Source organism: Methylocystis sp. (assembly GCF_051062815.1).
Taxonomy (GTDB): Bacteria; Pseudomonadota; Alphaproteobacteria; order Rhizobiales; family Beijerinckiaceae; genus Methylocystis.
The window spans coordinates 1-8,486 of the sequence record NZ_JBPFDU010000033.1; the positions used below are offsets into that span (position 1 = coordinate 1).

Consider the following 8,486-nt stretch of genomic DNA (forward strand, 5'->3'; position numbering starts at 1 on the left):
TGTCCCAAGATCGACGACATCGACTCAACGAACCGACCTTCACTCCCTGGATCCAAGCCATTTCGATCCACAGCCCCCTCCGAATCGAGCGTGAATCCTCAAAATATCCCATTCTGCCATCTTATGACACAGTAAAACTAGAACTCAACAGCGGAGCGAGTACGACAGCAATTACGGCATCGTTCTCGCAATCTGGGACATCATCTTCGGAACCCGCAAGCACCTAATCCCCAAATGCATCGGCCTCACCATGATCGAGCCGGAAAATTTCGTGCAGCTCCTCAGCCTCGCCTTCATCACCGAGCGCCGCTTAGCCCGCGTCATGCATCTCTTTCCCCGGAAAATCGAGGCTCACGGTCGTAACGCGGCTCAAAAGACGTATGGTTTCGCTGATTGAGCTGTGCCTAGCTCAACGCGCCCAGGACACGGCGCGCCAGAAACGATCGCCATCGTCATTGCGCACGTCACTCGGCGCCCATATTCTGCTCAAAGGACACCCGGCATGCTATGGGAGTGACGGAAGCCGTTCGACTCGGAGCCGAGACGCCGAGTCGAGTTCTTTCGCCTTTTCGCTTCAGCCTATGAATAGGTTGGTCAAGCTCCGAATAGCTTCGGCGTCACCGGCAGAAATCAAACCGACACTGATAATGAAACCTTTGCGCATTCAATTGAAAAGAGCCTATGCGTCGCCATCGGCCGAGGATGGCATCCGCATCCTGGTTGATCGTCTTTGGCCTCGCGGTCTTACCAAATCAAAGGCGGCCATTGACCGATGGCTCAAGGATGTGGCTCCGAGCACAGAGCTACGCAAATGGTTCGGACACGATCCAAGCCGTTGGGAGGAGTTTTGCCGCAGATACGAGGCTGAGCTCTCGCAGAAATCCGAACTACTCAGCGAGCTTCGGACAATCGCGCGAAAGAGTCCACTAACGCTCCTGTTCGCGGCTCGCGATGAGCTGCACAACGAAGCTGTGGTGCTGCGGGACTTTCTCATGCGCTGAGGGCACCGCAATATGCATCAACAGGCCCAAGACATGAGCGCACCCCATGATCATCGCAATAACCGCACAAACGAAAAGCAAGCCAAGGCAGCAGGGACGCCGCATGATTGCGGAGTCCCAGTGTTGCTTAGGGAACGACTTCGAGCCGACCTTTCATGCCCGGATGAAAGCGACAGGCGTAGTCGATCACGCCGGGCTGCCTCAAAACCGTTTGGCCTTTGGCGCTTGGCGGGAGGTCAATGTCGAAACTCCCGTCGCTAGCGGTCGCCGTGTGGCGAAAGATGTCGGAATTTCGCCATTCGACAATGTCGTTCACGTGCAGTCCTGCTGGGGCAGGCCCAAACGCCAGTTTGTCGATTTCGATCACGTAAACTTGCGGCTCGGCGCCACGCGGCAGGGGCATGAACGCGAGAAGGCCGAGCGATAGCGCCCCGCTTGCCACCATAAGGGATCGAACGGCCATCGAACCCTACTTCAGCTGGCCGACAAGATGCTCAGCGTGCTGCTGATGTTCCTTAAACAGCTTGAGGCCGGTTTCAAGCAGGCTCTTTAGTTCACCGTTCTGGGCATCGGGGATGAGCACGGTTGCAAGCGCCCCATTGACGGTTTGATGATAGGCGACCTCGTTCTGCGCGTAAGCCTTGTCAAAGGCGGCTCCGCTCAGCTTCGACAATTCCTCGTGCTTCTTGGCGGCCGCCGCCGTCAGGGATTTGCTGGTATCATTGTCCTCAGGCTTAACCTTTAGCTTTTCAACCAAGGCAAGCGCCTGTTTGTTCACTGCGGTATGATCGCGGACCATTTCCTCGGCAAAGTCCTTGACGGCTTTGTTCTGCGATGTCTTCAGCGCGAGCTCTGCGGCCGCGATGTCGATCTGCCCTGCAGTATACGCGATATGCGCAATTTGCGGATCGGTTGTTTTGGCCGCCATTTGAGCCATTGCGCTAGACGCGGCGAGGCTCATTGTGACAGCGAGCAGAAAACTCGGTTTGCGGAACATTGTGGTGTCTCCTTGACATCGAATTTCCGCTCATGCGGGTGATGCCGCCTCATTAGATGCGGGGACGCTCCAAAGGTTCCCGATAAATTTTATCGGGAACCTTTCTCTTCCTGTCGCATCTAACGGTTATCGGAACCGATGCCAGATAGGTGCCATGAAAAAACCCAAGGCGAGAATCGCGGACGCTGACTGGATCGGACTGACCGATGTCGGCGTCGTCGCCCGGGTCGCGACGGGCGATGGGGAGGCATTTGCCGAACTCATGCGGCGCTACAACCGCAAACTCTATCGCACTGCGAGGGCCGTGACGGGCGACGATGGCGAGGCCGAGGATATTGTGCAGGAAGCTTGGACGCGCGCCTACGCGCACATCCCGGATTTCCGCAATGAATCCGCAATTTCCTCTTGGTTGGTCCGCATCGTCTTAAACGAAGCGCTTGGACGAAAGCGGCGCGCTAGACCGACCGTAGAATTAGATGAGACAAACGAGCATCAAATGTCGAGCGTGATCATGCTTCCCAGCTGCAGGGTCGATCCGGAAAGCTCGATGTCGAGGACCCAGGTCCGGCATTTGCTCGAACGGGCGATCGATACGCTTCCACCCGACTTTCGCACTGTCTTCGTTTTGCGCACCGTCGAAGAAGTGTCCGGCGCAGAAGTCGCGCAACAGTTGGGGATTCCGGAAGCCACTGTCAAAACGAGGCTGTACCGCGCCCGCGCGTTGTTGCGCCAAGAGCTTGAGAAAAGCGTCATGGTCGCGCTCTCTGACGTGTTCCCCTTCGACGGCGCGCGATGCAACGCGCTATCCAATCGTGTGATGGCCAGCATCGGATTGTTGCAAGACAAGAGTTAGACTTTGTCCCGTGTTAACCCAAAAGAAACATGCGTACCAAATTTCGGCTGCGATACGAAGCCGGCTCACGCGGCGCGCGCCGAGCGCAATAGCCAAGAATTCTTATCGGAACGCAATTAAATCCCGACTTGAAGCCTCCGAGCCCGCTGGCACGGGACAGGAAGATGCGAGCCTAAAACACATGCGGGTCGTTTACGGCTTGGAGGCCACTTCCTCGCAAACGCGATGGTCGCCGGCTGACTTGACATTACATAGGAGTCCTATAATAATCCCGCATGACTTCGCCCGCCGAGACATCGTCTGCCTTGCCCCGCAGGTTGCGCGAGGGATTGGAGCGAATCGCCAACGTTCTGCGTTCGGAGCGTTGGGGCGCGTTGGAGAAAACGCCGCTCAATCCCACCCAGGCGCAAATTCTCGCCTTTCTCTTCGGGAGAGGCGACTTGGGCGCGCGCGTCAGCGCCATCGCCCAGCACATCGGCGTGAGTCAGCCAACGGCGACAGACTCCATCCTCTCGCTTGAAAAGAAGGGATTGGCCGCGCGCCGTCCCGACCCTTACGACGGCCGCGCGGTCGTCGTTGCGACCACAAATGCGGGACGCGCTCTCGCGCAACAAATCGCCGCCCACGCAACGGTGACCGATCGGGCGCTCGCTGCGCTTTCTGCGCTCGAGCAGCAAGAATTGCTCAGACTGCTCGTAAAGCTGATCCGCAATCTGCAAATCGAAGGGGCGATCGCGCCACAGCGGATGTGCGTGACCTGCCGCTATTTCCGTCCCCACGCCTATGCTGACGCTCCGGCGCCGCATCACTGCGCTTATGTGAACGCGGCCTTGCGCGCCGACGGTTTGCGCCTCGATTGCACCGAGCACAACGCACTGTCGGCTGAACAGCAACAAGCCATTTGGAACTCTTACGTCAAAGGCCTCGCCGCTCACGAGGCCGCTCGACCAGCGCCTCCGTGAGAGAGCGCCACTGATTCCTGACGCGCACTGAGCGCGCCAGGTGAGCAGGCGGCCCGCCTGGCGGCAACCGGCGAACCGCCCTTTGGTCCCCCTCCAGCGAAAAGAGAAGGGCTTACAGCATGTCACAGAAAGCGGTTTTCTACCACGCCGGCTGCCCAGTTTGCGCCGACGCCGAGCGGCAGTTCGCCGACAGCCTCGACCCCAGGAAATACGACATCGAGATCGTGCATCTCGGCCAAGCCAAGAATCGCATCGCCGAGGCCGAGGCGGCGGGGGTGAAGTCGGTTCCGGCTTTCGTGATAGGCGGCCACCCCTATCACATCAATTTCGGGGCTGACTTGGCCGCTCTGAAATAGCGCCTGGCCCTTTCGCGCGCGGGCGGGCCAATCCCTGGCCCGCCCCTCACGCTCGCCCCGCGCGCCCGCATCGACCGCTGCTTGCAGCGACCAATCCCGAACACTCGAGAAAATAAGCGACAACCATGACCCTCCCGCTCGCGCCGGAACTCGCAGTCGCGGAATGGTTCAACACGCCGACGCCGATCTCGCTCACAGAGCTTCGCGGCCGCGTGGTGATGCTGCACGCCTTCCAAATGCTCTGCCCAGGCTGCGTCGCGCATGGGACGCCGCAGGCGCAGCGCGCTCACAATTTGTTTCCCAATGCCGACCTCACCGTGATCGGGGTGCATACGGTATTCGAGCATCACGCCGCCATGACGCCTGTTTCCCTCGAAGCCTTCATTCACGAATATCGTCTGACCTTTCCGATCGGCGTCGACCAACAGGGCGAGGACGGGCCGATCCCCGTCACCATGCGCCGCTATGAGATGCGCGGCACGCCGACGACGATCGTCATCGGACGCGACGGCCGCATCCGTCACCATGGATTCGGCCGGGAGGATGATTTGGCGCTTGGCGCCATGCTGGGATCTCTGCTCGCCGAGCCCACGCCAGCCCTAGCATGACGCCGCCGCTTGTTCGCCCGATTGTGTTGGCGGGACGGATCGCGCCGCTTGGCGACGATAGACGATTGAGCGCCATCGACAAGCGGCCGACGCCCGGCCCCTGGCGCATCGCCCCGACGGGCCTCGCCGATGATGCGCAGGCGGACCTCAAGCACCACGGCGGACTGGAGAAGGCGCTGCATCATTATCCGTTCGAACATTACGCTGCCTGGGCCGACGAGATTGGCGACAATCCCCTGATGCGGATGCCCGGCGCGTTTGGCGAAAATCTTTCGACCACGGATTGGACGGAAGTGAATGTCTGCATCGGCGATGTCGTGCGCTTCGGGCGAGCATTGCTGCAGGTCAGCCAGGGACGCCAGCCTTGCTGGAAGCTCAATCGCCGTTTCGGCCGACCCGATATGGCTTTGCGCGTGCAATCGAGCGGCCGCGTCGGATGGTATTACCGCGTGCTCGAAGCCGGTGTAGCGGACGCTGGCGACGTTCTGCGGCTCATCGACAGACCTTGCGCCAATTGGACCCTCGAACGTATGACACGTCTGCTCTACCGCGACACCGATGATCTCGAGAGTTTCGCCGGCATGATGGCGCTGCCCGAGCTTGCGCAAAGCTGGCGCGAACTGGCGCGGCGGCGATTGAACAGCGGCAACATCGAGGATTGGACGAAACGCCTTTATGGCTAGCAATCGTCAGAATTGCTCGCCAATTCTCGGCCGAGGCGAACACTCGACGTGGTGGAGCTATCAAATCGTGGAGTGTCCTAAATTAGGTTCGTCGATACCGCGAAGGGGGATGGTCCGCCATGAACGAAGCCACACGCAAGACGGCGTTTGTGTTTGCGGGCGGTGGGAGCCTGGGAGCGGTGCAGGTCGGCATGTTGCGCACCCTCTTGGCGGCAGGTGAGCGGCCGGATCTCGTCGTTGGCGCATCGGTCGGCGCACTGAACGCAGCTTACTTTGCTGGCGCGCCAACGCGTGAAGGCGTGAAGAAGCTCGAGCAGATCTGGTGCGGACTGCGGCGCGTCGACATATTTCCGATCACCTGGGCAAGTGCATTCGGCTTGCTTCGGCATCCCGACAACATTATCGATCCCTCTCGCCTGCGGCGCATGATCGAAACTCACCTGGCGTTCTCGCGTATCGAGGATGCAAAAATTCCTTTGCACGTCGTTGCGACCGATCTGCAAGGCTTAGCAGTCGCTCTTTCACACGGACCAGCGGTCGAGGCGATCCTCGCGAGCGCAGCAATTCCCGGCGTCTTCCCTCCCGTCGAAATAGACGGTCAGATTTTGATGGACGGCGCCGTCGCCGCCAACACTTCGATCCGAATGGCCGCGAAACTGGGAGCGTTGCGAATTATCATCCTCCCGACGGGCTACGCCTGCGCATTGAAGGAACCGCCGAGGGGAGCCGTCGCCAAGACGCTGCACGCAATCACGTTGTTGATCGCATGGCGGCTCATGAACGATCTTGAACACCTTCCAGATTGGATCGATGTGCATCTCGCGCCGGCGCTCTGTCCGCTCGAGATTTCCCCGTTTGACTTTTCGGCGTCGCGATATCTCATCGAACGCGCCGCCGAGAACACCCAGAAATGGGTCGAGCGCGGCGGCCTGACGCGCCGCGCTCTGGCGAGTGAACTCGCCGCACATCACCATTGATCGACGCGATCGAGCCGACCTGCTCGGATGAAAGCCAAATCCCCACTTTGGCGACTGTCGCGCTGTCAGGATCCATTTTGGCGGCCCTTGGGAGTCAACCGCGTGCATCCGCTCAGCTTCTCCGACGTTGACGGTTGATGACATCCGCGTGTCCGCGCTTCTCTTCGGGATCAGCCATCTGGCTCTCCCAGGATAGGATCAGTAGAAGCCGGTTCTCGCGGGATATTGGGCTTGATGATCATCGGAGCGAGCGACGCGATTTATTTTCACACGCGCGCAAATCTCGCGCGTGAGGAGGCGCGCCTCCCGCGCGGCGCAATCGCGCGCGTGCTCACCATGAGCGGATTTATTGATCCCATCGTGCGGACGCCAGTCCTGACTCTTGACACGGGCATTGTGAAGTCGGTGCTTTGCGAACTCGGCGCGAAAGCGAAGAAAGGGGAAATATGCGCGACGCTCGATCCGCATCCCTTCGACGAAACGCTCACGCATGAGAAAACCACGCTGGCGGCGGCTGAGGCGGCACTGCCTCTGCGCGTGAAAGCGCGGGACAGGGCGCAGGCGGTCGTCGCTGAACGAAAAGTGCGTTCGCGGCCCTGTGCCCATGGCTGCAAGACGATCGGAGCGTCGCGACGCGCTCTGGCGCGCGCGCAAACGCGGCTCGTTCGCGCCGAAGCCGTCGTCGCCGAACGCGCGACGCGCTCGCGAGAGCCGAGGCGGCACGCGCCGGCGTCGAGATTGCCGCGTGCGTCGACGGCTTTATCGTCGAGCACCCAGCGGCGGTGGGTAAGCGCGTCACCGCCGGAGCGCCTCTCTTCGTGATCGGCGACGCGAAGATCATTCGCCTCCGTGCAAAGGCCAGTGACGATCGAGCCTTCGCCATCACACCCGGCGCTGAGGCGATTGTGACCAGCGAGGCTGCGCCCGAACGCGCCTTTCTGGGTAAGGTGTCAAGGTGCGCCGGCCCGCGACGCCGCTGGAGGGCCCAACAGTTGACATCGTGATTGAGGCAGAAAATCCCGACCTAGCGCTTCGGCCCGCAATGGAAGCGCCGGCGCGCATCGAATTAGACGAGGGCAAGTCCCCGCTGCGCGTGCCAGATCCACCGTTGCAGCGGCACCAACAGCTGCAGCCATGAGATAAACTGCGGCGCCATCCGACCATGTGCGCCCGAAGCTGAGAGGGCAGCGTTCGAAAGCTTTCGGCCTTATTCGTGCAAGCGCCTTCGTCTGAATAAGTCCCGGTCGTGATTGATATGCTTCGTTAGGAAGTGGACATGGAGGGCTTCCAATGGGTCGCGCGGCTGCGCATTCAGCCCTGAGGCTGCTTGTTGTGGAGATGCGAGACCCCAACCACTTTCTCAAGCGGCACGACGAAAGCGAGGCCTCTGTTCGGCTCGGTCAGCTCCGCGGCGCGGAGGATCTCTTGCAAGATTGCGTCGGCCTCCTCGGTATAAACGACGGTCAGCACGATCTCCTTTTCCGGTTCGATCGCGATGCCAAAAATCTTATCGTGCTCGTTGACGCCGATACCGCGCCCGTAAACGACCGTGCCGCCTCGAGCGCCGGCTTTTACGGAAGCTTCAAGAACCGTGTTGCCCCAACCCTTCCGCACGACCGTCACTATGAGAGAAGCATTCAACAACATCGTCGTCACTCCTGTGGCCGCCTAGTCCAACGGATGAGAAGTCCCAATGTCATGACTGAAACCATGGGCGCGAGCGCGATCAGGGATACCAGCCCAAGGCCCTCGACAATCATATCGCGGCCATTGGCTGATGCGGCCGCGCCAAGCGCGAGCGCGAGAAGAAAAGTATTCGCCATTGGCTACCTCGGCTATGATGATCGCGTTCGAGAACGATACGATTCAGGTTCCCGCCGCAATTATCGCACATGGGCTCGATCTTGAAATCCCTGCGGTTCAATCGCTAATGCGCAACGGGGAAGTGACGAGCCGTTGCGAGAAGGGTGAGAACGAGGATGCGGGGCGATATCGGCTGACATTTTTCCATAAGGGTCGGCGCTTTCAGTTGGTCATCGACTCGACGGG

General features: G+C 60.1%; 15 protein-coding genes. 11 read left to right on the forward strand and 4 right to left on the reverse strand.

What is annotated here, in order from left to right:
• The first annotated feature begins 250 nt into the window (after positions 1-250).
• Both ACR65W_RS05190 and ACR65W_RS05195 read left to right on the forward strand, forming a co-directional pair.
• Positions 251-397 carry a hypothetical protein gene (locus ACR65W_RS05190; protein ID WP_175095823.1) on the forward strand — a complete coding sequence of 49 codons (147 nt, stop codon included), beginning with the start codon at positions 251-253 and terminating at the stop codon, positions 395-397.
• Positions 398-647: 250 nt separating this feature from the next.
• The gene (locus tag ACR65W_RS05195; RefSeq protein WP_175095825.1) at positions 648-1,001 is read left to right on the forward strand and encodes a DUF488 domain-containing protein; all 354 of its coding nucleotides are present in this window, start codon (positions 648-650) and stop codon (positions 999-1,001) included.
• A 127-nt stretch (positions 1,002-1,128) separates the two neighbouring features.
• Here the strand turns inward: ACR65W_RS05195 and ACR65W_RS05200 are convergent, their stop codons facing one another.
• Both ACR65W_RS05200 and ACR65W_RS05205 read right to left on the reverse strand, forming a co-directional pair.
• A complete protein-coding gene (locus ACR65W_RS05200; RefSeq protein WP_175095822.1) occupies positions 1,129-1,464 on the reverse strand; it encodes a hypothetical protein in 336 nt (111 codons plus the stop codon).
• Between the two features lie 6 nt (positions 1,465-1,470).
• Positions 1,471-1,938, reverse strand: coding sequence for a DUF4142 domain-containing protein (locus ACR65W_RS05205; RefSeq protein ID WP_232366206.1), 468 nt, complete (start codon positions 1,936-1,938; stop codon positions 1,471-1,473).
• Positions 1,939-2,152: 214 nt separating this feature from the next.
• Between ACR65W_RS05205 and ACR65W_RS05210 the strand changes: the two genes are divergently transcribed.
• From ACR65W_RS05210 to ACR65W_RS05245, 8 genes are all read left to right on the forward strand, one after another.
• Positions 2,153-2,851, forward strand: coding sequence for an RNA polymerase sigma factor (locus ACR65W_RS05210; RefSeq protein WP_175095820.1), 699 nt, complete (start codon positions 2,153-2,155; stop codon positions 2,849-2,851).
• Positions 2,852-3,156: 305 nt separating this feature from the next.
• Positions 3,157-3,813: a MarR family winged helix-turn-helix transcriptional regulator gene (locus ACR65W_RS05215; protein WP_246720558.1), complete on the forward strand. Its 657-nt coding sequence runs from the start codon at positions 3,157-3,159 to the stop codon at positions 3,811-3,813.
• Between the two features lie 119 nt (positions 3,814-3,932).
• Entirely contained in the window at positions 3,933-4,169 is a 237-nt protein-coding gene (locus ACR65W_RS05220) for a thioredoxin (protein WP_175095818.1), read from the forward strand.
• 125 nt (positions 4,170-4,294) lie between these two features.
• Entirely contained in the window at positions 4,295-4,777 is a 483-nt protein-coding gene (locus ACR65W_RS05225; RefSeq protein WP_175095817.1) for a peroxiredoxin family protein, read from the forward strand.
• Positions 4,774-5,460, forward strand: a complete 687-nt coding sequence (locus ACR65W_RS05230; RefSeq protein ID WP_175095816.1) for an MOSC domain-containing protein — start codon at positions 4,774-4,776, stop codon at positions 5,458-5,460. Before ACR65W_RS05225 ends, ACR65W_RS05230 begins: the two co-directional genes overlap by 4 nt.
• Before the next feature lie 119 nt (positions 5,461-5,579).
• Entirely contained in the window at positions 5,580-6,437 is an 858-nt protein-coding gene (locus ACR65W_RS05235) for a patatin-like phospholipase family protein (protein ID WP_175095815.1), read from the forward strand.
• A gap of 231 nt (positions 6,438-6,668) precedes the next feature.
• Positions 6,669-7,259 carry a hypothetical protein gene (locus ACR65W_RS05240; protein WP_246720557.1) on the forward strand — a complete coding sequence of 197 codons (591 nt, stop codon included), beginning with the start codon at positions 6,669-6,671 and terminating at the stop codon, positions 7,257-7,259.
• A complete protein-coding gene (locus ACR65W_RS05245) occupies positions 7,175-7,441 on the forward strand; it encodes an efflux RND transporter periplasmic adaptor subunit (RefSeq protein WP_408631421.1) in 267 nt (88 codons plus the stop codon). The genes ACR65W_RS05240 and ACR65W_RS05245 overlap by 85 nt, the downstream gene beginning before the upstream one ends.
• Positions 7,442-7,748: 307 nt before the next feature.
• On the opposite strand, the gene ACR65W_RS05250 is transcribed toward ACR65W_RS05245, so the two are convergent.
• On the reverse strand, positions 7,749-8,084 hold the full coding sequence (locus ACR65W_RS05250) for a P-II family nitrogen regulator (protein WP_175095814.1): 336 nt from the start codon (positions 8,082-8,084) through the stop codon (positions 7,749-7,751).
• Between the two features lie 5 nt (positions 8,085-8,089).
• The gene (locus ACR65W_RS05255) at positions 8,090-8,260 is read right to left on the reverse strand and encodes a DUF1538 family protein (protein WP_175095813.1); all 171 of its coding nucleotides are present in this window, start codon (positions 8,258-8,260) and stop codon (positions 8,090-8,092) included.
• A gap of 14 nt (positions 8,261-8,274) precedes the next feature.
• On the opposite strand from ACR65W_RS05255, the gene ACR65W_RS05260 reads away from it, so the two are divergent.
• A partial coding sequence (locus ACR65W_RS05260; RefSeq protein ID WP_434502372.1) for a DUF6522 family protein occupies positions 8,275-8,486 on the forward strand: 212 nt, incomplete at its 3' end.